Annotated in this window: 16 protein-coding genes and 1 pseudogene; 8 read left to right on the forward strand and 9 right to left on the reverse strand. The window is 72.2% G+C overall.

Annotated features, from left to right (window positions below):
* Positions 1 to 242: 242 nt before the first annotated feature.
* On the reverse strand, positions 243 to 863 hold the full coding sequence (locus tag ACZ6B8_RS21245) for a TetR/AcrR family transcriptional regulator (protein ID WP_471078617.1): 621 nt from the start codon (positions 861 to 863) through the stop codon (positions 243 to 245).
* Positions 864 to 1,023: 160 nt separating this feature from the next.
* Between ACZ6B8_RS21245 and ACZ6B8_RS21250 the strand changes: the two genes are divergently transcribed.
* The 5 genes from ACZ6B8_RS21250 (at position 1,024) to ACZ6B8_RS21270 (ending at position 10,590) form a co-directional block, all read left to right on the forward strand.
* The gene (locus tag ACZ6B8_RS21250; RefSeq protein WP_471608161.1) at positions 1,024 to 1,965 is read left to right on the forward strand and encodes an ABC transporter permease; all 942 of its coding nucleotides are present in this window, start codon (positions 1,024 to 1,026) and stop codon (positions 1,963 to 1,965) included.
* A 10-nt stretch (positions 1,966 to 1,975) separates the two neighbouring features.
* The gene (locus ACZ6B8_RS21255) at positions 1,976 to 2,800 is read left to right on the forward strand and encodes an ABC transporter ATP-binding protein (protein WP_471608189.1); all 825 of its coding nucleotides are present in this window, start codon (positions 1,976 to 1,978) and stop codon (positions 2,798 to 2,800) included.
* A gap of 115 nt (positions 2,801 to 2,915) precedes the next feature.
* Positions 2,916 to 6,611: a bifunctional glycosyltransferase/CDP-glycerol:glycerophosphate glycerophosphotransferase gene (locus tag ACZ6B8_RS21260; RefSeq protein WP_471608162.1), complete on the forward strand. Its 3,696-nt coding sequence runs from the start codon at positions 2,916 to 2,918 to the stop codon at positions 6,609 to 6,611.
* The gene (locus ACZ6B8_RS21265; protein ID WP_471608163.1) at positions 6,608 to 8,887 is read left to right on the forward strand and encodes a CDP-glycerol glycerophosphotransferase family protein; all 2,280 of its coding nucleotides are present in this window, start codon (positions 6,608 to 6,610) and stop codon (positions 8,885 to 8,887) included. The genes ACZ6B8_RS21260 and ACZ6B8_RS21265 overlap by 4 nt, the downstream gene beginning before the upstream one ends.
* Complete coding sequence (locus ACZ6B8_RS21270) at positions 8,884 to 10,590, forward strand: glycosyltransferase family 2 protein (protein WP_471608164.1); 1,707 nt, start codon at positions 8,884 to 8,886, stop codon at positions 10,588 to 10,590. Before ACZ6B8_RS21265 ends, ACZ6B8_RS21270 begins: the two co-directional genes overlap by 4 nt.
* Before the next feature lie 137 nt (positions 10,591 to 10,727).
* Here ACZ6B8_RS21270 and ACZ6B8_RS21275 read toward each other — a convergent pair whose 3' ends face one another.
* Positions 10,728 to 11,132, reverse strand: a complete 405-nt coding sequence (locus tag ACZ6B8_RS21275) for an ATP-binding protein (RefSeq protein WP_471608165.1) — start codon at positions 11,130 to 11,132, stop codon at positions 10,728 to 10,730.
* A gap of 155 nt (positions 11,133 to 11,287) precedes the next feature.
* Here ACZ6B8_RS21275 and ACZ6B8_RS21280 point away from each other — a divergent pair, with 155 nt between their 5' ends.
* Both ACZ6B8_RS21280 and ACZ6B8_RS21285 read left to right on the forward strand, forming a co-directional pair.
* Entirely contained in the window at positions 11,288 to 11,830 is a 543-nt protein-coding gene (locus ACZ6B8_RS21280; protein WP_471608166.1) for a GntR family transcriptional regulator, read from the forward strand.
* On the forward strand, positions 11,827 to 12,603 hold the full coding sequence (locus tag ACZ6B8_RS21285; RefSeq protein ID WP_471608167.1) for a GntR family transcriptional regulator: 777 nt from the start codon (positions 11,827 to 11,829) through the stop codon (positions 12,601 to 12,603). The genes ACZ6B8_RS21280 and ACZ6B8_RS21285 overlap by 4 nt, the downstream gene beginning before the upstream one ends.
* A gap of 124 nt (positions 12,604 to 12,727) precedes the next feature.
* Here ACZ6B8_RS21285 and ACZ6B8_RS21290 read toward each other — a convergent pair whose 3' ends face one another.
* The 6 genes and pseudogenes from ACZ6B8_RS21290 to ACZ6B8_RS21315 form a co-directional block, all read right to left on the reverse strand.
* On the reverse strand, positions 12,728 to 13,024 hold the full coding sequence (locus ACZ6B8_RS21290; protein WP_471078595.1) for a hypothetical protein: 297 nt from the start codon (positions 13,022 to 13,024) through the stop codon (positions 12,728 to 12,730).
* Between the two features lie 214 nt (positions 13,025 to 13,238).
* Complete coding sequence (locus ACZ6B8_RS21295) at positions 13,239 to 14,738, reverse strand: hypothetical protein (protein ID WP_471608168.1); 1,500 nt, start codon at positions 14,736 to 14,738, stop codon at positions 13,239 to 13,241.
* Positions 14,722 to 15,240: a GtrA family protein gene (locus tag ACZ6B8_RS21300; RefSeq protein WP_471078589.1), complete on the reverse strand. Its 519-nt coding sequence runs from the start codon at positions 15,238 to 15,240 to the stop codon at positions 14,722 to 14,724. Before ACZ6B8_RS21300 ends, ACZ6B8_RS21295 begins: the two co-directional genes overlap by 17 nt.
* The gene (locus tag ACZ6B8_RS21305) at positions 15,237 to 15,968 is read right to left on the reverse strand and encodes a polyprenol monophosphomannose synthase (protein WP_471079874.1); all 732 of its coding nucleotides are present in this window, start codon (positions 15,966 to 15,968) and stop codon (positions 15,237 to 15,239) included. The genes ACZ6B8_RS21300 and ACZ6B8_RS21305 overlap by 4 nt, the downstream gene beginning before the upstream one ends.
* 191 nt (positions 15,969 to 16,159) lie before the next feature.
* A pseudogene (gene manB, locus ACZ6B8_RS21310) lies at positions 16,160 to 17,236 on the reverse strand (mannose-1-phosphate guanylyltransferase); the annotation flags it as partial.
* Positions 17,237 to 17,452: 216 nt separating this feature from the next.
* Positions 17,453 to 22,387: an NAD-glutamate dehydrogenase gene (locus tag ACZ6B8_RS21315; protein WP_471078583.1), complete on the reverse strand. Its 4,935-nt coding sequence runs from the start codon at positions 22,385 to 22,387 to the stop codon at positions 17,453 to 17,455.
* 462 nt (positions 22,388 to 22,849) lie between these two features.
* Between ACZ6B8_RS21315 and ACZ6B8_RS21320 the strand changes: the two genes are divergently transcribed.
* Positions 22,850 to 23,416 carry a DJ-1/PfpI family protein gene (locus ACZ6B8_RS21320; protein WP_471078580.1) on the forward strand — a complete coding sequence of 189 codons (567 nt, stop codon included), beginning with the start codon at positions 22,850 to 22,852 and terminating at the stop codon, positions 23,414 to 23,416.
* A gap of 867 nt (positions 23,417 to 24,283) precedes the next feature.
* Here ACZ6B8_RS21320 and ACZ6B8_RS21325 read toward each other — a convergent pair.
* A complete protein-coding gene (locus tag ACZ6B8_RS21325) occupies positions 24,284 to 26,593 on the reverse strand; it encodes an ATP-binding protein (RefSeq protein WP_471608169.1) in 2,310 nt (769 codons plus the stop codon).
* Positions 26,594 to 26,638: the final 45 nt, after the last annotated feature.

Below are 26,638 nucleotides of genomic sequence, written 5' to 3' on the forward strand. Positions count from 1 at the left end.
CCCCTGGCCGGCCGGGTCGGACGTTTCGCTGCGGTGGAGGGACGGGAGTCAAGGGTGGAGCGCAGCGGAATCGGCGAAGCCGACGCGTAGCGCAGCGGAGCGCCCTTTACTGCCGGCCCGGAACCGCCACACTCCGCACACACCCGGGCGGCCCCTGTCACCGTCAACGTCCCCGGCCCACCGAAGTCCCCGCCCCAAACGGCCACCGATAAAGGCCCCGCCCCACCGAAGACACCGCCCCCTCACAACGCCCGCAACCCCGCCGCCGTAACCGCGGCAAGCCTGCCCACGTACCCCTTGGACAGCTCCGCGCGCACCACCACAGACCGCCAGTACAGGGGGCCCGAGACCAGGTCCAGCGCCAGGTCCTCGTCCGCGGACGCCCGCATCTCGCCGCGCTCCACCGCCGCCCGCACGATGCCGCTCGCCGCCCCCTGCTGCCCCTCGCGCAGCGCCTTCTGCAGCGCCTCCGCGATGTCGGGGTTGCGGGCGGCCTCCGCCTGGAGGTCGGGGATGACCTGGGAGGCGACCGGGTGGCGCAGGGCGCGTGACGTCACCTCGTAGAGCAGACGCAGGTCGCCCTCCAGGGAGCCGGTGTCGGGGGCCGGCAGCCCCTGGACCGCTATGGCCGAGACCAGGTCGAGCACGAGGTGGAGCTTGGAGCGCCAGCGGCGGTAGACCGCGGTCTTGCCGACGCCCGCGCGGCGCGCGATGCCCTCGATCGACATCCGCGCGTAGCCCACGGCGGCGAGCTCTTCGAAGACGGCCGCCCGGATGGCCTCGGTCTTGTCCTCGCGGAGCACGGCGGCCCCGGCGGGAGCCCTGCGGCGCGGCTGTTCACCCTGTGGCCTGCTCGTCGTCATGCGGCCATCATAAAGCGTTACGACGATACGGTTGCGTTCCGACGTATCGACACCCTACGCTCGGCGTTGCGACGATACGGGCCCGTCCCGACGTACTGTGACGTCAGACGTCGCGCGCCCACCGTGCGCGTCCCCGCCTCCCCGAGCGAAAGCAGCGGATGTGAGTCAGGTCCTCGACACGCCGCCGTCCCCGGCGACCCCCACCGTCCCCGCCCAGGGCGGCCCCGCCCCCGCACCCTCCCCCGCCGAGCTGGCCGCCCAGTACGGCCTGACCGTCAGCGGGGCCCGCCCCTCCCTGCCCGGCTACGTCCGGCAGCTGTGGCAGCGCCGCCACTTCATCACCGCGTTCGCCACGGCCAAGCTGACGGCCCAGTACAGCCAGGCCAAGCTCGGTCAGGTCTGGCAGGTGATGACGCCGCTCCTGAACGCGGCGGTCTACTACTTCATCTTCGGCGTGCTGATGAACACCAAGCACGACGTGCAGGACTACGTCCCGTTCCTGGTCACCGGCGTCTTCATCTTCACCTTCACGCAGCAGTCCGTGATGGCGGGGACCCGCGCGATCTCCGGCAGCCTCGGCCTGGTCCGCGCCCTGCACTTCCCGCGGGCCGCGCTGCCGATCTCGTACTGCCTGCAACAGCTCCAGCAGCTGCTCTTCTCCATGTGCGCGCTGTTGGTGATCCTGCTCGCCTTCGGCGTCCCGCCCACGCTGTCCTGGCTCCTGGTGGTCCCGGTCCTCGCGCTGCAGTTCACCTTCAACACCGGCCTGGCGCTCGTCATGGCGCGGCTCGGCAGCAAGACGCCGGACATCGCGCAGCTGATGCCGTTCGTGCTGCGCACCTGGATGTACGTGTCCGGGGTGATGTGGTCCATCGGCGCGGTCCTCAAGGACCAGAACCTGCCGCACGCCGTCACGCTCGTCCTGGAGGCCAACCCGGCCGCCGTCTACATCGACCTCATGCGGTTCGCGCTGATCGACACCTTCCAGCGCGGCCAGCTGCCCCACCACGTGTGGGCCTGGGCGCTGGGCTGGGCGCTGCTCGCCGGGATCGGCGGGTTCATCTACTTCTGGAAGGCAGAGGAGACGTACGGCCGTGGCTGAGACGCGAGAAGTGAGCGGGACGGCGACCGGGGCGACGGCGACCGGGAACGAGAGCACCCCCGCCCCCACCGTCATCGTCGACCAGGTCGACATCGTCTACCGCGTGCACGGCACCGGCGCGGGCCGCGGCAGCGCCACCGCCGCCCTCAACCGCATCATCGGGGGCCGCGGCAAGGCCGAGGCGCGGGCGGGGGTGCGTACCGTGCACGCGGTCAAGAACGTGTCGTTCACCGCGCACAAGGGCGAGGCCATCGGGCTCATCGGCACCAACGGCTCGGGCAAGTCGACGCTCCTGAAGGCGGTCGCCGGACTGCTCCCCGTGGAGCGCGGCCGGATCTTCACCGACGGCCAGCCCTCCCTGCTCGGCGTGAACGCCGCCCTGATGAACGACCTCACCGGCGAGCGCAACGTCCTCCTCGGCGGCCTGGCGATGGGCATGTCCCGCGAGCAGATCCAGGAGCGCTACCAGGAGATCGTCGACTTCTCCGGCATCAACGAGAAGGGCGACTTCATCACGCTGCCCATGCGGACGTACTCCTCGGGCATGTCGGCCCGGCTGCGCTTCTCCATCGGCTCCGCCAAGGACCACGACGTGCTCCTCATCGACGAGGCCCTGGCCACCGGCGACCGCTCCTTCCAGAAGCGCTCCGAGGCCCGCATCCGCGAGCTGCGCAAGAGCGCCGGAACGGTCTTCCTGGTCAGCCACAACAACAAGTCGATCCGCGACACCTGCGACCGCGTGCTGTGGCTGGAGCGCGGCGAGCTGCGGATGGACGGCCCCACGGACGACGTGCTGAAGGAGTACGAGCGGTTCACGGGCGGCGGCAAGGGCTAGGGCCGCCACCCGCGCAACCCGGTCCCGTGCCCCGAGCCGTCGGGCCTATCCCTTTTGTCGCATCAATACGCAGATCCTTACACTATGGGAGCGTTTAGCAACAGAAGGAGTACGCGTGCAGCCACGGCTGAGTGTTGTCGTCCCCGTCTACAACGTCGAGCTCTACCTCGACGAGTGCCTGGAGTCCCTGGCCGCCCAGACGTTCACGGACTTTGAAGTGCTCATGGTCGACGACGGGTCGACGGACGGCAGCGCGCTCCTCGCGAAGGCCTTCGCGGCGGCCGACCCGCGGTTCCGGCTGATATCCCAGGAGAACAAGGGGCTGGGCGCGGCGCGCAACACGGGCGTGCGGGAGATGTCGCCGCACAGCGAGTACCTCGCGTTCGTGGACAGCGACGACACGCTGCCCGCCACGGCGTACGCGCTGATGATCGAGACGCTCGACGGGACGGGCTCGGACTTCGCGGCGGGCAACGTGACCCGCTTCCGCTCGGCCGGGCACGTCCAGTCGCCGGTGCACCGGGTGCCCTTCGCGGCGAACCGGCTGCGGACGCACGTGTCGAAGTTCCGGCCGCTGCTCACCGACCGCACCGCGTGGAACAAGGTCTACCGCCGCTCCTTCTGGGAGAAGCACGCTCTCGCGTACCCCGAGGCCATGCTCTACGAGGACGCGCCCGTCAGCGTCCCCGCGCACTACCTCGCCGACTCCGTCGATGTACTGAGCGAGCCGGTCTACAACTGGCGCGAGCGCGAGATCGGCGAGCGTTCCATCACGCAGAACCGCACCAACCCGCAGGGCCTGATCGACCGCGTGAGGTCGATCCGGATGGTCCGCGAGTTCATGCTCGCCCGGGTCGGCGGCGACCCGATGTACGCGGAGCACCTGAAGGTCTACGACCACAACGCGCTCGCCGAGGAGATCCCCCTCTTCTGGAAGGTGCTGCCCGGCTCGGACGCCGCCTACCAGGAGGCGTTCCTGGAGCACGTGGGCCGGCTCGTCCGCGAGATCGGCCAGGACGCGGTGCGCGCGCTGCACGTACCGCACAAGCTGAAGCTGTACCTGACCGTGCACCGGCGCCTGGAGGAGCTGATCGGGCAGCTGGAGTTCGAGAAGGAGCACCCCGGCTCGATCCCCGTCTCCGGCACCCTGCACCCGAAGGCCGACTACCCCTTCCTCGACCCGACCGACCCGGTTCCGGACGCGGTCCTGCGCCTCGACCAGGAGCTGCGGCTGCGCAGCCGGCTCGACGAGGCCGCCTGGCACGACGGCAAGCTGTGGCTGTCCGGCTGGGCGTTCCCGCGCCAGCTCGGCGCCGAGTCGCGGAGCAAGGCGCTGAAGACGCTGATCCTGAAGGAGAAGGGCAGCCGTCGCCGGGTCGTCGTGCCCGCCCGCAGCCGCCTCGACGCCGAGGCGACGGTGGCCTCCGGCGCGGAGTTCCGGCACGCGGACTGGGCGGGCTTCGGCGCCCTGCTGAACCCCGCGCGGCTGCGGCACCGCGGGAAGTGGGCCGACGGCCTGTGGTACGTGCGGATCGCCGTGGCCGGCACCGGCTCCACGCCCCGGCGCGGGCCGCTGTACGGCGCGGGCACGGGCTCCGGCCAGACGCCGCCCGCGCACTGGGTGACCGAGGACGTCCGGGTGGCGCCGCAGATCCAGGACGGCGAGCTGGCCGTCCGCGTGGAGACGGCGCACGCCCGCGCCCTGGAGGTCCGCGCGGAGGGCTCCCGGCTCCTCGTACGCGGCATCCTGCGCACCGCCCCCGAGGGTGAGCCCCGGCTGCGTATGCGGCACCGCGAGTCCGGCACGGTCCGCACGGTCCCGCTGGACCTCGGCGCCGCGCGGGAGGGCCGGATCCCGTTCACGGCCCAGGTGGACACGGCGGCGCTGACGGAGGTCCGCGAGAACCACGAACGCCTCCGCCCGACCCAGGCGGAACGCTCCATCGCGCGGTGGGACATGTCGGTGGAGGTGGTCGAGCCCGGTCCCGCCACGAACACCGGGACCGCCGGAACCGCTCCCGCTGTGGGCAATCGTGCCGCGGGGCGGCACGGGTGGGCACAGCCCACGGTGCAGGGCGACGAGACCGAGGCGCCCACCAAATCGACCCGCTTGGCCCTGATCCTGGACGACCGCGAAGGCTTCTCCGGCGCCCAGTTCGCACAGGCGGACACCGCCCGCACCGTCTACGCCCGGCGCAGCCCCGGCGGCTACCTCCAGCTCTGCGACCAGCCCGTCCAGCCCCTCGTCGACCGCGTCCGCGCGGATCCCGACGGCACCGTCACCCTCACCGGCAGCTACCCGGCCAAGGGCAGCCACGACCTCGCCCTCGTGCTCCGCCAGACCTGGTCCGGGCACGAGTACACCTTCCCGGCGACGGCGTCGGACGGCCGGTTCGAGGCACGCTTCGTGCCCGCCCCCACCCACGCCCACGCGGGCGCCACACCCCTGCGGGCGGGGTTCTGGTGGCCCTCCGTCCAGAAGCCGGACGGCTCCCGCACCGCCGTCCAGCTCGCCCCGCCGGCCCACGCCGACCTCCCCCTGGAGGTGACCGCGCACGGCAAGCGCGTCGAGCTGCAGGCCCGCCAGTACGACCAGCTCGCCCTGATGGCCCACTCCGAGCTGCGCCCCGAGGAGCGCAGCCGCTACCGCCAGACCCGGCTGCGCACCGAGGCCTACCCGGCCGCCCGGCACGAGCCGCTGCGCGAGGCCGTCCTGTACGACGTGTTCGGCGGCCGCATGTACGGCGACTCGCCGCGCGCCGTCCACGAGGAGATGGTCCGCCGCAACCTGCCCGTCGAGCACCTGTGGGTCGTCAAGGACGGCCAGTGCGACGTGCCGGCCACCGCGCGGGCGGTCCGCGTGCACAGCCCCGAGTACTACGAGGCGATGGCCCGCTCCCGCTACCTCGTCGGCAACACGCACTTCCCGCGCTGGCTGGAGCGGCGCGAGGGCCAGCAGATCGTCCAGACCTGGCACGGCACCCCGCTCAAGCGCATCGGCTTCGACTTCGACAACGACCACTTCGCGAGCACCCAGTACCTGATGGACCTGGACCGCGAGCGCCACCAGTGGACGATGCTGCTCTCCCCCAACCGGTTCAGCACGCCGATCATGCGCAGCGCCTTCCGGTTCGGCGGCGACGTCGACGGCGAGCTCCTGGAGGCCGGCTACCCCCGCAACGACGTGCTGCTCGCCCCCGACCGCGCCAAGCGCGCCGAGGAGGTGCGCAGGACGCTCGGCCTGCCCGAGGGCAAGAAGGTCGTGCTGTACGCGCCGACCTGGCGCGAGGACAAGCAGCGCCACCGCGGCGGCTTCCTGCTCGACCTGCGCGTCGACCTGGAGAAGGCGCGGCACGAACTGGGCGAGGACCACGTCCTGCTGGTCCGGCCGCACGCGCACATCGTGGAGCCGGTGCCGGGCGCCGGCGACGGCTTCGTGTGGGACGTGGCGGGCTACCCGGACATCATGGACCTGCTCCTGATCGCCGACGTCCTGGTCACCGACTACTCCTCGGTGATGTTCGACTTCGCCGTGACCGGCCGTCCGATGCTGTTCTTCACGTACGACCTGGAGCACTACCGCGACCGGCTGCGCGGCTTCTACTTCGACTTCGAGAAGCGCGCGCCGGGCCCGCTGGTCCCGACCTCCGACGACCTGATCCGCGCGCTGCGGGACATCGACACGGCGAGCGAGCCGTACGCGCGTGCGTACGAGGAGTTCCGTGCCGAGTTCTGCGACCTGGACGACGGCGGGGCCGCGCGCCGCGTCGTCGACCGGATGCTCGCCCACCGAGGGACGGCCACCGCATGAGCACACGAGAGGGGGGCGCCACCGTGCCCGAGCAGAGTGAGAGCGCCGCACCCGGGCCGGACGCGGGCGCCGGACCCGAGCTGAGCGTCGTCGTCCACGGCCGGAACGTCCAGGGCCACCTGGGCGCCTGCCTGGACGCCCTGGCCGCGCAGGCCTCGCCCGGCGTCGAGGTGATCGTCGCCGCGGTGGGGGCCGCCGCGCAGGACGCCGCCGCCGGCCGGCAGGGCGTCATCGTCGTCCCGCTGCCCGAGGGCACCGGCGACGGGGCGGCGCGCGCCGCGGGCGCCGAGCGGGCGGCCGGCCGGTGGCTGCACTTCGTGCAGAGCAAGGACACCGTGCCGACCGGCGCGCCGCGCGCCGTCGCCGACCGGGTGGCCGAGCTCCCGGACGGCGTGGACGTCCTCGTCGTCGACCACGTCCGCTCCACGTGGCGGCACCAGGGGATGCCGGGTCCGGACGGCAAGCACCTGGCCAAGCAGGGCCGCCGCGACCTGCCGCTCGCCGACTGCCCGAACCTGCTGAAGGTCACCCCGCTGCTCGGCAACCGGGTGCTGCGGGCGGAGTTCTGGCGGGCGCACGCCGGCCGGCTCGCCGTCGACGACCAGACGTTCGCCGCGTACGCCGCGCTGCTCCTCGCCGACCGGCTCGCCGCGCTCGACCAGGTCGCCCTGAACGTACGGGAGTTGCGCGCGGAGAGCCTGCCGCCGCGCGCCCCCGAGGACCGGTACGGCGTCATCGACCGCTACGCGTCGCTGCTGGCGCTCGCCGCCGACCGCGGTCTGCCGGCGCCGCCGCGGGCCGCGCTCTACGACGTGATGGTCGGCGACTGCCTGCGCGTCGTCGCCCGCGAGAAGCTGCCCGACGCGGTGCGCAGGGAGTTCTTCCGCCGCGCGTCGAAGGCTGCCGTCGCCTGGCGTCCGGAGGGCCATCAGCGCCCCGGCGGCCTGGAAGGCGTGCGGCGCCGGCTCCTCGAAGAGGACGCGTACACCAAGTACCGCACCTTCCAGACGGCCAACCAGCAGCGGCGCAAGCTGCGTTCGGCTCTCGTCTCGCGCAAGCACAAGGTGGGCGTGAAGGTGCGCGACCTGCGCTACCGCCGGGCCCTGGAGCGTCCCGTCGACCCCGATCTCGCGGTCTTCACGGCGTACTGGGACCGGGGGGTGGCGTGCAACCCGGCGGCCATCGCGGCGAAGCTCGCCGAACTCGCCCCGCACATCCACCCGGTGTGGGTCGTCTCGGCGGCCAACGTGCCGCTGCTGCCGCCCGGCACCGACCACATCGTGCCCGGCACGCCCCGCTACTGGGAGGTGCTGGCGCGCGCCAAGTACTTGGTCAACAACGTCAACTTCCCCAACGCGGTGGTGAAGCGGCCCGACGCCGTCCACCTCCAGACCCACCACGGCACGCCGCTCAAGCGCATGGGTCTGGACCAGCTGGACTACCCGGCGGCGTCCAAGGGCCTCAACTTCCACAGTCTGCTGGCCCGCGTCGACAAGTGGGACTACAGCGTCTCCGCGAACGGCCACTCCACCCGGATGTGGGAGCGCGCCTACCCCTCGCACTACACGTCGCTGGACTACGGCTACCCGCGCAACGACGTCTTCTACGGCGCGAGCGCCGCCGACGTCCGCGCGGTCCGCGAGCGGCTCGGCATCGCGCCGGGCAAGCGGGCGATCCTCTACGCGCCCACCCACCGCGACTACGAGGCGGCCTGGACCCCGCGCCTGGACCTGGCGACCCTCGCCGACCGGCTCGGCGAGGACACCGTGCTGCTGGTGCGCGGCCACTACTTCTACGGCGGTACGGCGTCACCGCTGGCCGGTCTGCGCCGCAGCGGACGGGTCATCGACGTGTCCTCGTACGACCCGGTGGAGGAGCTGTCGCTCGCGGCGGACGCGCTGATCACGGACTACTCGTCGATCATGTTCGACTACGCCAACCTGGACCGCCCGATCGTCGTCTACGCCGACGACTGGGAGACGTACGCGAAGACGCGCGGCGTCTACTTCGACCTGATGGAGCAGGCGCCGGGCAAGGTGGCGCGCACCCAGGAGGAGCTGACGGAGCTGCTCACCTCCGACGCGTGGCGCGACGACACGGCGGCCAAGGCGCGGCAGACGTTCCGCCGGCGCTTCTGCGAGTACGACGACGGGCGCGCCGCCGAACGCGTCGTGCGCCGTGTGTTCCTCGGCGAGAGCGAGGACTCCCTGCCGCCCGTGATCCCGGTCGACGAGCGGACCCCGGCACCGACGCCCGAGGAGGCGGCGAAGCGATGACTACTCTCCCTGATGCCACCGTCCCTGATGTCACGGTTCCTGATGTCACCGTGACCGTCATCGTCTACAACGACGCGGAGCGGCTGCCGCGCGCGGTCGCCTCACTGCGCCGCCAGACGCACGCCGACATCGAGATCATCATCAGCGACGACCACTCGACGGACGACACCCCCGAGGTGGCCCGGCGGTTGGCGGCGGAGGACGACCGCGTCAGCTACCTCCGCCTGCCGGAGAACAGCGGCGGCTGCAGCGCGCCGCGCAACCGCGCGATCGACGTGGCCCGCGCCCCGTACCTGATGTTCCTGGACAGCGACGACGAACTGCCCGAGCGGGCGGTGGAGTTGCTGCTCGCGGCGCACCGGGAGCGGGAGGTGGACTTCGTGATGGGCGCGGTGGAACGGGTCCGTGTCGACACGGGCCGCACCTCCACCTGGATGCCGCACCTGGTCGCCGAGCGCCGCACGGTGGAGGGCATCGAGGCGGAACCGGCCCTGTTCTTCGAGCACTTGTCGACGAGCAAGATGTACCGGCGCGCCTTCCTCGACCGTAACGACCTGCGCTTCCCGGAGGGCATCCACTACGAGGACCAGCTCTTCTCGGCCCAGGCGTACTGCCTGGCGCGGGCCTTCACGATCATCCCGGATCCCGTCTACCGCTGGTACATAGCCCCCTACGAGGCGGCGGAGTCGGCGTCGATCTCCAACCAGCGCCACAAGCTGACGAACGTCCGCGACCGCATCCACGTGCAACGGCTGATCGACGACTTCCTGGCGTCGAGCGGGCACGGGGGCGTGCGGGAGGCCAAGGACTACAAGTTCCTCAAGCACGACTTCCGGATGTACGCGGGTGACCTGCCGTTCCGCGACGAGGAGTGGATGACCGGCTTCGCAGAGACCGTGAACCCGTACCTGGCCGGGCTCGCCCCCGGCGCGTACGCGCGCCTGCCCCGCGCCGAGCGGGTCGTGCTCCGGCTGGTCCGCGACGGCCGCCTGGCCGAGGCTCAGCTGGCGGCGCGGGGCCTGGGGCACGGGGTCGCGCCCCGCGAGACGTCGGTGGACTCCGAGGGGCGCGTGTACTGGGGCCCCGAGGTCCCCGCGTCGGCGGCGGCCCGCACGGAACTGGACCTCACCGACCAGGGGCTGGACTCGCGCCCGTTCCCGAGCGCGCAGTTCCGTCACGAGATCACGCGCGTGGAGCGGGGCCCGGGCGCCTCGGTCGACCTGACGGTACGGACGTACGACCCGGGCCTGCGCCTGCCGGTGGGCCCGCAGGTGGCCACGGTCCTCATCGCACCGGGGCGGCACCGCATGAAGACGCCGTTCCGTCTGGACCCGGTGCGTCCCGGCGTCTTCGAGGGCTCGGTCCGCCTGGACCTGGCGGCGGCGCAGCTCCCCCTGAACGGCTTCGCGGGCACGCGCCACCCGGTCCTCCAGCTGACGTCGGGCCAACTCCGCAACACAGCGCTGCTGTTGGCACCCCTCACCTTCCCCACGATGCGGGCCCGGGTGGACTACCGGGGCGGCGCGCTCCCGCACGAGGTCACGGTGGAACCGGAGGGCCGCGCCTCGGGCCGCCTCCAGCTCCGCTGGACCCCGGTGGGCGTGACGTCCCGCGTGATACGCCCGCTGGCCCGCAGGGCGGGAGCGAAGGCGGGCTCCCGGGTCCGCAGGGCGGCCCGCCTGGCGGCGAGCCTGGCCCGCTGACGCGGGGGGGCGGCGGCCACCTGAAAGCCACACTGCAGCGAGCCGCCTCCTCCCCACCCACCACCCCCACCCACCCGTGGTGCACGTGGCACCGGCAGCCCGCCCCACCCGTCCGCCCCACCCACCCGTCCCGATCCCTACCGCGCCTCCGGGGCGGCGCTTGCGACCTTGAAGGTCAGCCACACGGTCTTACCGGGAGTGTGCGCGATCACCCCGAAGTCGTCCCCCAGCGCCGTCGCAAGGAAGAGCCCGCGCCCACCCAGTTCATGGACACTCTGCGGGGGCACCTCCGGGCACCCCCCACCGCTGTCCCGCACCTCGATACGGACCAGCGCCCCCTCGACGACCAGCCGCAGGCAGAACTCACGTCCCGGCGGAACACCGTGCAGCACCGCGTTGGTGGCGAGTTCGGAGACGCAGACCCGTATGTCGTCCAGCCGATCGACGAGCCCCCACCCGATGAGGGTCTCGACGGCGAAGGTACGCGCGGCGCTCACCGAACTGCGAGCGCGAGGAAACCGCCGTTGCCGTGACAGAGACACGGTGAACCACCGCCTTGTTCCTGGGCTGCACGATGCAGGGACCATACTGGCATTCGCGAAAAGCAGCAAGGTAAGGCCAAGACCTTCCCCTCATGTGATTCGCTTAACGTGTAAAGCGGCAAAGTCGCCGCTGTCGGCCACGCAGGAGGAGAGTCGTGAGCGACAACATGTGGGTCAGCACCTCGATGCCGTACCTGGTGCCCCGCGAGAAGGGGCGGACCGACGCCTGGGGCGAAGAGGCCGCGGCCCGAGGCGGCAAGGGCACCCAGCGCATCACCCACGCCGGGGTGGTCCCCGCACCGACCGCCGTAGCGGACCTGCTCGGCATCCGCGCCGGAGAACCGGTCGTCGTACGCCGTCGCGTCATCGAACTCGACGGAAAGCCCTGCGAGTTGACGGACTCGTATTACCCGGCCGACATCGCCCGCGGCACGCCGCTGGCCGAGACGGGCAGGATTCGCGGCGGGGCGGTGACCTGCCTCGCCGGTCTCGGCCACGTCGGCGTGCGAGTCCGCGAGGACGTGACCGCCCGCCTGCCCGAGGACGACGAACGCGAGGTCCTGCGGCTGGGCCGGGACCAGCCGGTTCTTCGGCTGAACAGGGTGACGCTGAACAGCGAGGAGCGGCCGATCCAGGCCGACATGATGGTCATGCCCGCGCAACTGCAGCAGCTGCGCTACGAACTCAGGATCGGATGACCGTGCCCTCCAACGACAGCGGAGCGGACCGCCGGTCTCTCCACGAACGCATCGCCGCCGATCTCCGGGACGAGATCATGAGCGGCGACCTCGCGCCGAGCGCGAAGCTGCCCTCCACGATCCAGTTGAAGGAGCGGTTCGACGCCTCCAACGCGACCATCCAGAAGGCGCTTCAGCTCCTCAAGGACGAACAACTCGTCATCGGACGGGCCGGAGCCGCCGTCACGGTGCGCGAACACCGGCAGCGGACCATGCGCCCCGCCTCGTACATGGCACCGGCGCCGACGGGAGCGCCCTACCGCTGGCTCACCGAAGCCACGAAGGTCGGCGCCCGGCCCCGCAGCACACTGCTGGAAGTGGCGAAGGTCCGACCTCCTGACGACGTCGCGGCTGCCCTGGGACTCACCGAGGGCGAGGCTGCTCTCCTGCGACATCAGATCCTCGTCATCGACGACGAGCCAGCCGAACTGGTCAAGTCCTACTACCCCTTGGGGATCGCCGAAGGGACCGCGATCATGGGCGGACGGAAGATCAAGGGCGGCACTCCGGCCCTGCTCACCGAACTCGGTTTCCCGCCCCGCCTGAGCGTGGACCGGGTGTCCGCGAGAATCCCCACGCAGGAACAGTTCCGGGCTCTGAACCTGCCCAGCGACCTCCCCGTCCTGCGCACCCTGCGCGTCGTCTACAGCGACGACGACCGTCCCATCGAGGCCACCGTCATGGTCAAGGCCGGCCACCTCTACGAGCTGCAGTACGAGTTCACACCGGGCTGAGGCCACTCCGAACGCGTCGGCCGTCCAGCCAACAGGCCCCGACCACCTACGCATTGCCGTCGTCGGTCTGCGCGACGAGCAGCCACGCATCGCGCCACGGATACGCGCGGCACCGGATGGAACGTCACCCCTCGACGGTGCACTGGGTGAGGGCGACGTCGAGCTTGTGGCGGTTACGGGCGAGTTTGGGCATGGAGCCCGGCAGTTGGGTGCGCGAGGCCAGAGTCAACGCTTTGCCGTGGTTTCCCAGAGCCACTGCGATCCCCACGGCTTCGGTGTTCGCCGAGGTCGGCCCGAAGTGCGTGCCGTGCAGCGCCACATCGTGCCCGATGCGCGCCGCTGCCGCATGCGCCTGCGAGAGGTAGTCGTCCGCCGTGGCGGCGTCTCCGCTGCGCGACGCCGCCACGGCCGCGGGGATCATCAGCCGCCCGTAACCGCGCAGTTGGGGGGTTGGTGGCCTTGCTGAACGACGGCTCGATCCGGAGAGCCGCACGCTCCGCGACCGCGTCGCACGGGGACCTTCGCGCTGCGCAGATAGATCCACGACAACGTCGATTCGACGATCGCGGCCTGCTCCGCGTCACCCAAGTCCTCCGCAAGGGCGTCGCGCCGAGGTAAGCGCGCTCAGCGCGAGATCACCCCCGCACCTGGTACAGAACCTGCCCCCTCGGCCCCACCCCCGCCCGCCGCAGCGCCGGGTCGTCCGCGCCCAGCCCCCCGCCGCCGGGGTACGCCACGATCCACCGCACCCCGTACCTGCGCAGGATGTCCAGGCGACCGGCGCGCGAGGTCGACGGCGCGAAGTAGTCCCGTACCGCCGCCATCCGCTCCTCCTGGTCGGGGAGGAAGAAGTCCGGGTAGCCGGGGGCCACCGTGTAGGGGCCGTACGCGGGGATCTGGCGGGACGGGAACGTCTTGGCCAGGACCACGTCGCCGTACCGCACCTGCGGGGTGATCCAGCGGTAACCCGGCCACGGCGGGCGGTACTTGGCGGCGACCGGAGACGGGAGGTCCTCGCGCGGCAGCACATAACCCAGCGTGCCCGCCTGCGTCCACGCGCCGAGGAGCAGGGCAGCGCCCAGGACCCCGGCGAACGCCCGCCGTACCCCCGCCCGCCCCGCCTCGAAGACCTCCAGCGCCACCGCCAGCTGCGCGGGGATCAGCGCCGCCGGCAGTACCCGGCCCCATGAGTAGTGGCCGGTCAGGCCGCCCGCCGCGAACATCGCGGCGCCGAGCAGGGAGAAGAGGACCAGCGGGTCCCTGCGGTCCCGGCGCCATCGCAACGCCAGCGCGGGGACGCCCAGCAGCAGGGCCAGGCCGAAGTGCGCCGGCAGATGCCGGTAGAGGGACCGGTGGATCTCCTCCAGGTCTCCCACGCCGAGCAGGCCGAAGAAGGAGTAGTACGGCCAGGCCGCCAGGACGGCGAGCCCCAGCGCCAGCCCCCCGGCGAGCCGGAGCAGCACCGCCCGCGCGGGCCACGGCCGTGCCCCCAGCACCATCGCGAGGCCCCCGAACGACGCGACCACGCCGGTGAACTGGTGGCTCAGGAGGATGACCGACCACAGCGCCCCGAGGGCGAGGAAGGCGGGCCACCCCGCGCCCCGCAGGGCCCCGCGCAGCAGGGCCCAGAAGTGGAAGGAGAGGCCGAGCGCGAACGTGCTCGGGTACGAGGCCGTCAGGGCCAGCGAGTTGAGGCCGGGGAAACCGCTCCAGGTGAAGAGGCCCGGGCCCCAGAGGAGCAGCAGGCAGAGCAGGGCGAGCGGCGGCGCCCCGCGCCGGGCGCCGAAGGTGCGCACGAAGTGCCACACCCCGCTCACCAGCAGCGCCAGACCCGCGACCGCCGCCACCCGCAGCACCGCGAAGGCGGACAGGCCGGTGACCTTGGCGAGGCAGCCGAGCAGCAGCATCCAGGGCGAGTAGTACGGGCTGGGGGTGTCGGCGTCGACCAGGGGGTTGCCCGGGTCGACGAGGTCGTGGCGCAGCCGCTCGATCGTCGCCGCGTGGATGCCCAGGTCGCCCGCCCAGGGCAGGCGGACGATCACCAGGACGAGCAGGACGACGAGGAGGAGAGCCGGGAGGGACAGGGCGGTGGCCCGCGCGTGCGGCCGTATGACCGCGTTAGTGGCGACGCGCATCGTGCTGGAAGACCCACGTCCGGTAGACCAGGAAACGGAACGCCGAGGCCAGGACGATCGAGAGCGCCTTGGCGATGTTCGAGCCGAGTGGCCCGTCCATGCCCGCGCCGCGGTACGCCGCGTAGAACAGCACGCTCTCCATCACCACGCCGATCCCGCTGAAGACGAAGAAGAGCGCGATCTGCCGCTTGGTGCGCGAGGCGCGGTCCCGGTACGCGAAGAAGCGGAAGCCGAGGTAGTTGGTGCCCATGGCGACGCAGCTGGCCAGCACCGTCGCCGTCATCGGGCCGGAGGCGAGGCCGTGCAGGAGGAGGTTGAAGACGACCAGGTTCACGGCGACGCCGCTGCCGCCGACCAGGCCGAACTTCACGAGCTCGACGCAGAGCGCGCGCAGCCGCGCGAGGGCGGACCGGGGCGCGGGGGCCGCCGCGGGGGCGGCGGGCGGAGCGGTGGCGGGCGCGGGCGGCGCGGGCCGCGTCTCCTGCAGGGTGGGGGGCGTCATCGGCGTGCCTCCGCGCCGCGGTGGCCGGCTCTCGCGCCGAGCCGCAGCTTCCACGGCATGACGATCGACTCCAGCTGCACCATCAGATTCATCTTGGACTCGCCGACCGTGCGGTCCTCGAAGTGGATCGGCACCTCCATGACGCCGAAGCCGCGGCGCACCGCCCGGTACTTCATCTCGACCTGGAAGCTGTAGCCCGCGCTGTCCACCGACGCCAGGTCGATGGCGCGCAGCGTGTCGGCGCGCCACAGGTTGAAGCCGCCGGTGATGTCGCGGACGCGGGTGCCGAGAATGGTGCCCGCGTACGCGTTGGCCCAGCGGGAGAGCAGTTTGCGGTGGGCGCCCCACGCGTCGGAGAGCGTGCCGCCCTGCACGTAGCGGCTGCCGACGACGACGCCCGCGTCGGTGGCGAGGGCGACGCCGAGCAGCTCGGCGGCCTTCGCCACGGGGTGGCTGCCGTCGGCGTCCATCTGCAGGACGTAGTGCGCGCCCTCGGCGACGGCCCGCGCCATGCCGGCCGCGTAGGCCCGGCCGAGGCCGTCCTTCTCGGTGCGGTGCAGGACGCTCATGCGGGCACTGCCGTATCTCTCGGCGAAGCGTTCGGCGATCTGCCCGGTGCCGTCCGGGCTGGAGTCGTCGACGACGAGGAGGCGCAGGCCGGGCAGCGGGAGCGCCATGAGGGCCTCCGCCATGCCCGGCAGGCTGCCCGCCTCGTTGTAGGTGGGCATGACGACGGTCAGCGGGGTCGCGGCCCAGGCCTCGGGGAGCCGGGCGGCGAGGCCCTCCGCGGTCCCGGGGAGATTCTCCGCGCTCCCGGGGAGGTTCTCCGACGCGTCCTTGGGGAGGTTCACGGTCACAGCTCAAGCCCTTCGATGGTCGGAGATGGCGTGGGTACGTCCGGTGACACGTCCGGCACGACGTCCGGCGAGAAGCGGAGCGCCGCGTCCGGCAGGACCGCCGCGCACCACACCCGCGCCCCGGTCCGCAGTTCGTTGTCGGCCCCCACCCGCGCGCCGTCCCCGACGACCGCGCCGTCGAGGACGGTGCGGCGCCCGATGCGGGCCCTCGCGCCGATCAGGCTCCGGCGGACCTCGGCGCCGGCCGCGACCTCCGCGCCGCCGAGCACGACCGAGCCGTGCACGACCGCGCCCGCGCCGATGCGGGAGCCCGCGCCCACCACGGTGCCGGCGGCGAGCCGGGCGTCCGGGGCGACCTGCGCGCCCGGCAGGACCAGCGACTCACCGTGTTCCCCGGGCAGTGCGGGTGAGGTGATGACGCCGCGCACGAGGTCGGCGGAGGCCTGGACGAGCGCCTCGGGGCGGCCGAGGTCCAGCCAGTACGCGTCCTCCACCTGCCCGTGCAGATACGCGCCGGAGGCGAGCAGCGCGGGGAAGGTCTCCCGTTCCACGGAGACGGCACGGCCGCGCGGGATCGTGTCGATGACGGAGCGCCGGAAGACGTACGCGCCCGCGTTGATCTGGTCGGTGACGATCTCCTCGGGGCTCTGCGGCTTCTCGGTGAAGGCGAGGACGCGCCCGCGCGCGTCGGTCGGCACGAGTCCGAAGGCGCGGGGGTCGTCGACGCGCGTCAGATGCAGCGTGACGTCGGCGTCCCGCCGCACGTGGCCCTCGACGAGGCTCCGGATGTCGACGCCGCTGAGGATGTCGCCGTTGAGGACGAGGACGGGCTCGTCGCTCCCGCAGGTGAGGCGCCCGGCCGCGTTCCGGAGGGCGCCGCCGGTGCCGAGGGGCTCGTCCTCGACGACGTACTCCAGGCGCAGGCCGTACGCGGATCCGTCGCCGAAGTGGGGTGCGAAGACCTCGGCGAGGTAGCAGGTGGCCATCACCACGTGGTCGACGCCGGCGGCCTTCAGGCGCGCGAGCTGGTGCGCGAGGAAGGGGACCCCGGCCGCGGGGACCATCGGCTTCGGCGTGTGGACCGTGACCGGCCGCAGCCGGGTGCCCTGCCCGCCGACCAGCAGAATGGCTTCCGTCATCGCCCTGTCGCGACCTTCCCTGCGTTCCGGATCTCGTATCGCCGTCAGACAATCTCACCCACCTTAGCCCAAATGTCTGATTTGATGGGGTATGGCGAATCTCATCACCCGTTCCGCGCCGCGGAGGCAACCCATCCGCCCGCCGACGACTCAGGGACGACAAGGGGGCGCCCCGGGCCTTTCGCCCGGGGCGCCCCCTTGTCGTCCTAGCAGAGATCAGGAGTGCGTGCGCAGCAGCGTCCGCATCGTCCGCATCGCCACCGACAGGTTCGCCAGGTCGAACGCGTCCGAACTCTGGATCTCCTCCAGCGTCGTCCGCGCGCGGCTCAGGATCGGCGCGTTCTTCTCCTCCCACGCCTTGAACCGCTCCTCCGGCGTGGAGGCGCCGTCGCCCGCCGCGAGGATGTCCGCCGTGAGCGCGGCGTGCGCCGCGTACAGGTCCTCGCGGATGGAGGCGCGGGCCATGGACTGCCAGCGGTCGGCCCGCGGCAGCTCGATGATGCGGTCCATGAGCTGGGTGATGGCAAGCCGGTCGGCGAGGTCGTAGTAGACCTCGGCGACGGCCATCGGCTCCTTGCCGGTCCGCTCGGCCACCGCGACGATGTCGAGCGCCGGGAAGGCCGACGAGAACCCGGCGACCCGCTGGGCGAGTTCGTCGGGGACGCCCGCACCGGTCAGCTCGTCGCGGATGCCCTGGTACCACTCCTGGTCGGAGCCGCGGAGCAGCCGCGGCAGCTCGGACCAGACCTCGGCGACGCCCTCGCTGAAGAAGTCGATCGTCTCGGCGAGCTGGAGCGGCTGCGGCCGGTTGTTGAGCAGCCAGCGCGCACCGCGCTCCACCAGCCGGCGCGAGTGCAGCCGGATCCGGGTCTGGACGTCCGCGGCGACGACATTGTCGAGCGCCTCGACCGCGTCCCAGACCTCGCTGAGGCCGAAGATCTCACGGGCGGCCGTCTGGGCCCGCACGATCTCCTCCAGCGAGGCGCCCGTCTCCTCCCGCAGCCGGTGCAGGAAGGTGGAACCGCCGCTGTTCACCGTGTCGTTGACGAGGACGGTGGTGACGATCTCGCGGCGCAGCGCGTGCCCGTCGACCTGCTCGGGGAACCGCTCGCGCAGCGCCTTCGGGAAGTACGCGTGCAACAGCCGCTGCAGGTACGGGTCGTCGGGCAGCGTCGTGTGGATCAGCTCGTCCGCCGCCGTGATCTTCGTGTACGCGAGGAGTACGGCGAGCTCCGGCTGCGACAGGCCGCGCGAGGAGTTGAGCAGCTCGCGGATCTGCCGGTCGTTCGGCAGGAACTCCAGGCCCCGGTCGAGGTGGCCCTGCTTGCCGAGCCGGCGCATGAAGCGCTGGTGGGCGTGGAGCAGGGACGGCGACTGGGCGACGGCGTTGGCCAGCGCGGTGTTCTGCGCGTAGTTGTTGCGCAGCACCAGCCGGCCGACCTCGTCGGTCATCTCGGCGAGCAGCTTGTTGCGCTGCTTGACGGTCATGTCGCCGTCCGTGACGACCGCGTTGAGCAGGATCTTGATGTTCACCTCGTGGTCGGAGGTGTCCACGCCCGCGCTGTTGTCGATGGCGTCGGTGTTGATCCGGCCGCCCGCGCGGGCGAACTCGATGCGGCCCAGCTGGGTCAGACCGAGGTTGCCGCCCTCGCCGACGACCTTCACGCGCAGGTCCTGGCCGTCCACGCGGATCGCGTCGTTGGCCTTGTCGCCGACGTCCGCGTTGGACTCGGCCGACGACTTCACGTACGTACCGATGCCGCCGTTCCACAGCAGGTCGACCGGCGCCTGCAGGATCGCCTTCATCAGGTCGGCCGGGGTCATCTTGCCGACCTTGGCCTCGATGCCGAGGGCGTCGCGGATGTGCGCGTTGAGCTGGATCGCCTTGGCGCTGCGCGGGAAGATGCCGCCGCCCGCGGAGAGCAGCTCCTTGTCGTAGTCGGCCCAGGAGGAGCGCGGCAGCTCGAAGAGGCGGCGGCGCTCGGCGTACGAGGTGGCGGCGTCCGGCCTCGGGTCGATGAAGATGTGCCGGTGGTCGAAGGCGGCGACGAGGCGGATGTGCTCGCTGAGCAGCATGCCGTTGCCGAACACGTCGCCGCTCATGTCGCCGACGCCGACGACCGTGAAGTCCTCGGACTGGGTGTCGGTGCCGAGCTCCCTGAAGTGCCGCTTGACGGACTCCCAGGCGCCGCGGGCGGTGATGCCCATGCCCTTGTGGTCGTAGCCGGCCGAGCCGCCGGAGGCGAAGGCGTCGCCGAGCCAGAAGTCGTAGGACTCGGCGACCTGGTTGGCGATGTCGGAGAACGTCGCGGTGCCCTTGTCGGCCGCGACCACCAGATAGGTGTCGTCCTCGTCGTGGCGCACGACGTCCGCGGGCGGCACGACCTCGCCGGCCACCAGGTTGTCGGTGATGTCGAGCAGCGCCGAGATGAACGTCTTGTAGCAGGCGACGCCTTCCGCCAGCCACGCGTCGCGGTCCACGGCGGGGTCCGGGAGCTGCTTGGCGACGAAGCCGCCCTTGGCGCCGACCGGCACGATGACGGTGTTCTTCACCATCTGCGCCTTGACCAGGCCGAGGATCTCGGTGCGGAAGTCCTCGCGCCGGTCGGACCAGCGCAGACCGCCGCGCGCGACCTTGCCGAAGCGCAGGTGGACGCCCTCGACGCGGGGCGAGTACACCCAGATCTCGTACGCGGGGCGGGGCGCCGGCAGGTCGGGGATGGCCTGCGGGTCGAACTTCATGGAGACGTAGTTGTGCGGCTTGCCGCTCTCCGTCTTCTGGAAGAAGTTGGTCCGCAGGGTCGCCTTGATGACGGTGAGGAAGGAGCGCAGGATGCGGTCCTCGTCCAGCGAGGCGACCTGGTCGAGCGCGCCGTCGAGCTCCTCCAGGAGCCCGTCGGTCAGCTCGGTGCCGGCGCGCTGGCGGCCCGGCGACATCCGCGCCTCGAAGAGCGAGACGAGCAGCCGGGTCGTGTGGACGTTGTTGCGGAGGGTGTCCTCCATGTAGTCCTGGCTGAACGTGGAGCCGGCCTGGCGCATGTACTTGGCGTAGGCGCGCAGCACCATCGCCTGGCGCCAGTTGAGGCCGGCGCTCAGCACCAGGGAGTTGAACCCGTCGACCTCGGCGGCGCCGGTCCAGGCGGCGGCGAAGGCCTCCTGGAAGCGCTCGCGGCCGTCGTCGCCGAGGTGGTCGCCGTTGCCGCTCGGGGACTTGGGCAGGCGCAGCCCGAAGTCGTAGATCCACGCGTGCGTACGGTCCGCGCAGCGCAGCTCGTACGGACGCTCGTCGGTGACCTCGACGCCGAGGCGCTGGAGCACGGGCAGCACGGCGGAGAGGGAGACCTGCGCGCCGGTGCGGTAGATCTTGAAGCGGCGCTCGCCGGGGACGGCGCCCACCGGCTCGTACAGGGAGAGCGCGAAGTCGTGCTCGCCCTGGTTGAGCTGCTCCAGGTGCTGGAGGTCGGCGACGGCCGCGCGCGGCGTGTGGTCGGCCTTGTAGCCCTCGGGGAAGGCGTGGCCGTACCGGCGGATCATCTCGGCGGCGCGCTCCTCGCCGCACTCGGCGGTGAGCGCCTCGGCGAAGCCGTCGGCCCAGGAGCGGGCGGCGTCGACCAGCCGGCCCTCGATGCGCTCGACGTCGGCGTCGGAGAGGTCGGGGACCTCGCCGCCCTTGGGCACGCGGACGACGAAGTGGATGCGGGAGAGGATCGACTCGGTGTTCCAGGCGGTGAAGTCGACGCTGGCGCCGTTCAGCTCCTCCTTGAGGATGTCGATGAGCCGCAGCCGGACGCCGGTGGTGTAGCGGTCGCGCGGCAGGTAGACGAGCGCCGAGTAGTAGCGCCCGTACTCGTCCTTGCGCAGGTAGAGGCGGAGCCGGCGCCGCTCCTGGAGGTACAGGACGCTGGTGACGATGGACCGCAGCTCGTCCGCCGGGGTCTGGAAGAGCTCGTCGCGCGGGTAGGTCTCCAGGATCTGGAGCAGGTCGCGCCCGTCGTGGCTGTTGGCGGAGAAGCCGGCGCCCTTGAGCACCTCGGCGACCTTGCGGCGGATGACGGGCACGCGGCGCACGGACTCGGTGTACGCGGCGGACGAGAAGAGCCCGAGGAAGCGCCGCTCACCGACGACGTTGCCCTCGGCGTCGAACTTCTTCACGCCGACGTAGTCGAGGTAGCTGGGCCGGTGGACGGTGGCCCGGCTGTTGGCCTTGGTCAGGACGAGGAGGCGGTGCTCGCGGGCCTTGGCGCGGGCGTCGGCGGGCAGCCGGTTGAAGGACGGGCTCACCGGGTGGTGGTCGTCGCCGTCGTGCTGGGGGTCGGCGCGCAGGATGCCGAGGCCGGTGCCGGGGACGGCGGAGAGCGAGTCGTCGTCCGTGAGGTCGTACTCGCGGAAGCCCAGGAAGGTGAAGTGGTTGTCGGCGAGCCAGCGCAGCAGCTCGCGGGCCTCCTCGACCTCCTGGTCGGGCAGGTCGCCGGCGGTGGGCTCGGCGGGCAGCTCGTCGGCGATGCGCAGCGCGGCGTCGCGCATCTTCTCCCAGTCCTCGACGGTCTCGCGGACGTCGGAGAGGATCCGCAGCAGATCGGCGGTGATCTGCTTCAGGTCGGCGCGGTCCGTCTCGCGGTCCATCTCGACGTGGATCCACGACTCGACGAGCGCGTCGTGCGGCAGCTCGGCGCCGGCCTCGGAGGGCAGCACCTCCAGGAGCTTGCCGGTCAGGTCACGGCGGACGACGACCTGCGGGTGGATCACGACGTGGATGCCGCGGCCTTGCCGGGACAGCTCGTTGGTGACGGAGTCGACGAGGAAGGGCATGTCGTCGGTGACCACCTCGACGACGGAGTGGCTGCAGGTCCAGCCGTTCTCCTCGACCGTCGGGGTGTGGACCCGCACGTTGGCCGTCCCCTGGGGGCGGTTCTCGGCGAGCCGGTAGTGGGAGAAGGCGGCTCCGAAGACGTCGACCGGGTCGCGGTCGGCCAGGTCCTCGGGGGCGGTGTGCAGGTAGTAGCGCTGGAGGAACGCGAGAGCCATGTCCTGGTCCGGCGTGGCCTCGCTCGTCGTCCCGGTCGGGAGGTGTCCCCCGGCCGGGCTGTTCTCAGCTACCCGGGCAGCCCGTGCGAGCAGCTCGGCCTTGGCTTCGTCCAGCTTGGTCTGCATTGTCCTCTGACTCCTGTCGCGCGCCGTTGCGTGACGTAGAAGGAAGTGATGTGCCGTAACGCCGCGGCACGGGGTCTCCGGCCGAGTTCGACGTTATGCCGCGGTGATGGGAGAGCGGACAGCTTTCCGCCATTTTCAGCGGTTCCACTGACCGATGGCTCGCCCGGCCCGGTCGGCCGCACCGCGAAGAAGCGTCAGCGAGGGCCCGGGCACGGTGGTCCGTGTTCGCCGGGCGCAGGGCGGGGGCGTCCATGCCCCCGCGGGATATCGCGCTGATCACGGGACAAGGCTATCGCCCCGCACCGGGAAGCCGTCATGAGCCGCATGTGTACAAAACCACGGGTGGAACTTCGACAGTCTGCACAGTGCGCCCGCCCTCTTGGCAAAGGGCCGCCGCACGGGCACGTTGGCCGGGTGGGTGCCGGCCCGACGGAGGCGGTGCCCGTCCGAGGGGAGCGCGACATGGCGGCGAAGATCCTGCTGGTGACCGGGGACGCGGCGGAGTCCCTGGAGGTCCTCTACCCGTACCAGCGGCTGCGCGAGGAGGGGTACGAGGTCCACATGGCCGCCCCCGCCCGCAAGACGCTCCGGTTCGTGGTGCACGACTTCGAGCCGGGTTTCGACACATACACGGAGAAGCCGGGCTACACCTGGCCGGCCGACCTGGCCTTCGCGGAGGTGGATCCCGGCCAGTACGTGGCGCTGGTGATCCCGGGCGGCCGGGCCCCCGAGTACCTGCGCAACGACCCGGAGCTCCGCAAGATCCTCAAGTCCTTCTTCGACGCGGACAAGCCGGTGGCGCAGATCTGCCACGGCCCGCTGCTCACGGCGGCGATCGGCGGCCTGAGCGGGCGCAGGGTGACGGCGTACCCGGCGCTGGAGATGGACATGCAGGCAGCCGGGGCGACGTTCCAGGACGCGGAGGCGGTGGTGGACGGCACGCTGGTCTCGGCCCGCGCGTGGCCGGACCACTCGGGCTGGATGCGGGAGTTCCTCACGGTGCTGCGGGCGAAGGCGCCGGTGCGCTAGGTATACGGAGCGGTGCCGTGGCCTCGCATCTCGGTATGCGGGGCACTCCTCTTCGGTATGCAGGCGCCCCCGCATACCGATGCGGGCGAGGCGGACACCCCCCCAGACTCAAGCCCGGGCCGCCCCTCAGCGGCCACGGGCCTGCCCTTGTCGGCGAGGGCGGGCCCCCTCCCGGGGTGGGACGGCCCTCGGTCACCCGGCAGGTATGCCCTCCGGGCGGGACGGTCATCGGTCACCCCGCACGTATCTGCCCTCCGGGCGAACCGATCCCACCCCGCACCGCCAAGCCCCCCCCCCAGAAGCCAAGCCGCCGCTCCGCGGCGGATCCCTCCCGCCCACCCACCCGTTCGCCCCGCGACGCAGGGCGGGAGCAGGGGCGGGGCGTTTGCCCCGCGCCGTCCGGCGAGGGTAGGGGCGAGCGAGCAGTCGTCCACCCACGAGGGCGGCGAGGGGCGTTCGCCCTGCGCGGGTAGGGCCGGTCGGCGGGCGTATTACCTGCGCCGCATGGCGGGGGTCAGGCGTTCACCCTGCGACGCCCTGCGCGAGCAAAGCCGGTCGGCGGACGTTCGCCCCGCGCCGCAGGGCGGCGGGAGTGGGGGCAGGGCGCTCGCCGCGCAACGTACGCCCGAAGCAGGAGCAAGCAAGCAAGGGGGCAGCCCCCACCGGCCGGCACGCGCGTACGAGACGCGAGGGGACGTGGGGGTATGTGCGCACGGAGCACCGAGCCCGCTCTAGCAACATTGTCCGCGAGGCAGTGGCGCAGGGATGGCGAGTACGCACATACCCCCGCGGCCCCGCACCCACAGACGGGCCCAAGGCGCAGACCCCAGCCCAAAGCACACCCGCACCCGCCCCCGCACCCACCCCCTAAGCAATCACCCCCGAAACCTCCCTCCGCGACCCCACCCCCAACTTCGCCAGAATGTGCTCCACATGCGCATCCGCAGTCCGCTTCGAGATGACCAGCCGCTCAGCGATCTCCCGATTGGACAGCCCCTGCGCAACCAGCACAGCCACCTCCCGCTCCCGCCGAGTCAACACATCCCCCGCACCAGCACCACCACCCGACCCCGAACCCGACCCCACCCCCACCCCAACCCCAACCCCAACCCGCCCCGGCGTATCCGCCCCACCCCGAACCGCCTCCAGCACCTGCCGCCCCGACAACCGCGCCCCCACCGCATGCCACCGCCCGAACTGCCGCTCCCCGAGCGCCTCCCGTACCACCCCCCGCGCCGCCTCCTGCCGCTCCAGAAGCGACGGGAGCATCCCGATCGGATCCCCGCCGAGCCGCCGCGCGGTCTCCGCGTACCCGAACAGCCACGCCGCCCGCACCGCCCGCCCCTCCCCCGCCGCCGCCCACGCCAGCCCGTGACAGCACATCGCGGCGACCAGCACCTCGTCCACGTCACTCGCCGCCTCCAGCCCCCGGCACAGCGAGGCGACCCCCGCCTCCCGCTCCCCCGTGAGCCACCGCACCAGCCCCTGCGTCGTCAGCGTCGCCCCGTAGATCTGCCGCTCCCCCGTGCCCTCCAGCAGCTCGATGCCCTGCGCGCACAGCTCCAGCGCCCCCTCCGTGTCCCCGATGACCGCACGGAGCAGCGCCCCCTCGCTGTTCATGACCACGACCCCCAGCAGGTTGTCGCTCTCGACCATCCGCCGCCGCACATCGGCGAGCCGCGCGAGCCCGCCCTCGTCGCCGCAGAGCGCGGCGAGCCCGTGCGCGTACGCCTCGGCGAACTGCGCGACCTCGCCCTCGCCCGCCCGCTCCGCGCACTCCCGCGCCAGCGCCATCCGCTCGACGGCCGTGCCCAGATCCCCCGTCCACACCCCGAACGCACCGGTCGCGAGCAGCCCCCAGGCCCGCGCCGTGCAGTCCTCCGGAACCCGTTCCAGCCCCTTCTCGATCCAGTAGCCGCCCTCGGAGAGCGTCCCGGAGGCCCGCCAGTGCGGCCACAGCCGGGCCGCGAGGCGCAGCCCCTCCCGGGCCCGCCCCTCCTCCCCGTACGCGTGGTCGAGAGCGGCCCGCACATCCGCGATCTCCGCCCGTACGGCCCGGTGCAGCTCGGGCTGCGCGGCGGTCAGGAAGCCCTCCTCGAAGCGCCGGCCCAGATCCCGGTAGTACGCGAAGTGCCGTGCCCGCAGCGCGGCGCCCCCGTCGTCCTCCACCTCCGCGACACGCTCCGCCCCGTACTCGCGGAGCGTGTCGAGCAGCCGGTAGCGGTTGCCCGTCTCACCGAGCCGCTGCACCACGGACTTGTCGACGAGCCCGATCAGCTGCCCGAGCACCTCCCCCACGGGCAACTCCGCGTCCCCACAGACCTGTTCGGCGGCGGCCAGCTCGAACGACCCGGCGAACACCGACAGCCGGGCCCACAGCAACTGCTCGGCGGGGGTGCACAGTTCGTGCGACCAGTCGACGGCCGTACGCAGCGTCTGATGCCGCGAGAGAGCGGTCCGCCGCCCTCCGGTGAGCACCTGGAACCGGTCGTCGAGCCGCGCGGCCAGCTCCTCCACGGACACCGCCCGCAGCCGGACGGCGGCGAGTTCGAGGGCGAGCGGAATGCCGTCGAGCCGACGCACCAGCGCCGTCAGCGGCTCCCGGTTCGCCTCCCCCACCGCGAACCCGGGCACCACACCGGCCGCACGCTGCGCGAAGAGCTCGACCGCGTCCTCCACGCCGAGCGGCGCGACGGAACAGCAGTGCTCACCCGGCACGTCCAGCGGCTGCCGGCTGGTGGCGAGGACGCACACGTCCGCGGCCTCGCGCAGCAGGATGTCGGAGAGCATCGCGCAGGCGTCGACCAGATGCTCGCAGGTGTCGAGGACGATGAGCAGCTGCCGCCCCTGCAGATGCGCGACGACCGCGTCGAGCGGCGCCATCCCCGACTGCTCCGGCAGCTCGAGGACGGCGGCGAGCATGGCGGGGATCAACTCCGGGTCGTGCAGGGCGGACAGCTCGGCCAGCCACACCCCGTCCGGGAACCGCTCCCCGAGCCCGGCGGCCGCCCGCAGCGCGGTACGGCTCTTGCCCACGCCACCCGGCCCGACCAGCGTCACGAGCCGCGCGTACGAGAACGCGCCCCGGATCCGCGCCAGTTCGTCGACCCGGCCGACGAACGAGGTCAGTTCGGCGGGCAGTTGCCCACCCCGCCGCTGCCCGAAGCCGAAGCCCATCGCGTCACCGCCCCCGTCAGGTCACCCGCACACCTCAGCGTACGC

It is taken from the genome of Streptomyces sp. NPDC041122 (assembly GCF_055592445.1).

Excerpts from the sequence above, each read along its gene's own strand:
- ACZ6B8_RS21245 (WP_471078617.1), bottom strand. The coding sequence starts at position 863 with ATGACGACGAGCAGGCCACAGGGTGAACAGCCGCGCCGCAGGGCTCCC.
- ACZ6B8_RS21265 (WP_471608163.1), top strand. The coding sequence starts at position 6,608 with ATGAGCACACGAGAGGGGGGCGCCACCGTGCCCGAGCAGAGTGAGAGC.
- ACZ6B8_RS21270 (WP_471608164.1), top strand. The coding sequence starts at position 8,884 with ATGACTACTCTCCCTGATGCCACCGTCCCTGATGTCACGGTTCCTGAT.
- ACZ6B8_RS21285 (WP_471608167.1), top strand. The coding sequence starts at position 11,827 with ATGACCGTGCCCTCCAACGACAGCGGAGCGGACCGCCGGTCTCTCCAC.
- ACZ6B8_RS21290 (WP_471078595.1), bottom strand. The coding sequence starts at position 13,024 with ATGATCCCCGCGGCCGTGGCGGCGTCGCGCAGCGGAGACGCCGCCACG.
- ACZ6B8_RS21295 (WP_471608168.1), bottom strand. The coding sequence starts at position 14,738 with ATGCGCGTCGCCACTAACGCGGTCATACGGCCGCACGCGCGGGCCACC.
- ACZ6B8_RS21300 (WP_471078589.1), bottom strand. The coding sequence starts at position 15,240 with ATGACGCCCCCCACCCTGCAGGAGACGCGGCCCGCGCCGCCCGCGCCC.
- ACZ6B8_RS21305 (WP_471079874.1), bottom strand. The coding sequence starts at position 15,968 with ATGCCCACCTACAACGAGGCGGGCAGCCTGCCGGGCATGGCGGAGGCC.
- ACZ6B8_RS21315 (WP_471078583.1), bottom strand. The coding sequence starts at position 22,387 with ATGCAGACCAAGCTGGACGAAGCCAAGGCCGAGCTGCTCGCACGGGCT.
- ACZ6B8_RS21320 (WP_471078580.1), top strand. The coding sequence starts at position 22,850 with ATGGCGGCGAAGATCCTGCTGGTGACCGGGGACGCGGCGGAGTCCCTG.
- ACZ6B8_RS21325 (WP_471608169.1), bottom strand. The coding sequence starts at position 26,593 with ATGGGCTTCGGCTTCGGGCAGCGGCGGGGTGGGCAACTGCCCGCCGAA.